Genomic DNA, 846 nt, shown 5'->3' with positions numbered 1-846 from the left:
ATCGCTCTAACAAAAGCTTCAAACCGACAAACAACGCGTGGCATTTTTGGTTTGCGGTAATTTTAGTGTTTAAGGCGCAGTGCAGCGGCTTGATTTGTGCGTTGTCTGCGGTTTAAGCTGGCGTTATGTGAGTGGAGTATAAAATGAGTTACAACATTGCGGTGGTAAACTTCCCTCTTCCAGAGGACTTCGCGGAAGCAGTCGATTTGGTTAATCCATTAACTGAAGTTGAGTTGGAAGAAGTTCAGCCTATATTTCAGGAATTTCACGACAAAGTTACAGGTATTTACCCTTGTCTATGTAGTTTATCTGATGATGAAATCGACAATGGAGTTTGGTGTGATGGTCCGCTGATTAACAACTTTAAGGTAAAGGCTCCTGTAATCGGATTTAGCTTTTCCAAGGTTGAGGAAGCGTTTCCAACCGTAGGAAACATGGCACTTGAAATGGGGCTATCAATCCTAGATTGGCAAGCAGAAAAAGTGTACAACCCATAGAATTCACATAACAAACTGTTCAAGAGGGATTCGCAACGCATGGCGTTTTTACTATGCGTTGATTTAGGTGATTAAGGTGGTATGCAGCGGCTCCAGTGTTGCGTTGCTCACCCCTTAACATGGCGTTATAGCGCTTTGAAAATTCAAGGGTTGTAAGGCTTTCGAAAGTTGCTGGCATCAGTGCTGGAAAGTTCGATTCCTCAACCATATCCAAAGTGGGAAATTCTCGGCAAACCAAGTTGCTGAAAGCTTTCAGAACTAATTGGATTCACTGAATTTCGAAGCTTGGCTATCGGTTCGTTTTCCTGAATTATCGACAGAGTTGGTGTTTTTGGTTTTGTGGTCTGGT

Annotated in this window: 1 protein-coding gene; it reads left to right on the top strand. The window is 42.8% G+C overall.

Annotated elements, in window-relative coordinates; all coding sequences use genetic code 11:
* Positions 1–143 precede the first annotated feature (143 nt).
* Positions 144–497 carry a hypothetical protein gene (locus HC752_RS24285; protein ID WP_190337743.1) on the top strand — a complete coding sequence of 118 codons (354 nt, stop codon included), beginning with the start codon at positions 144–146 and terminating at the stop codon, positions 495–497.
* Positions 498–846 lie beyond the last annotated feature (349 nt).

It is taken from the genome of Vibrio sp. S9_S30 (assembly GCF_014694455.1).
Classification (GTDB): domain Bacteria; phylum Pseudomonadota; class Gammaproteobacteria; order Enterobacterales; family Vibrionaceae; genus Vibrio.
The sequence above is the reverse complement of the archived record's forward strand: the minus strand, read 5'-3'. Positions and strand labels throughout refer to the sequence as shown.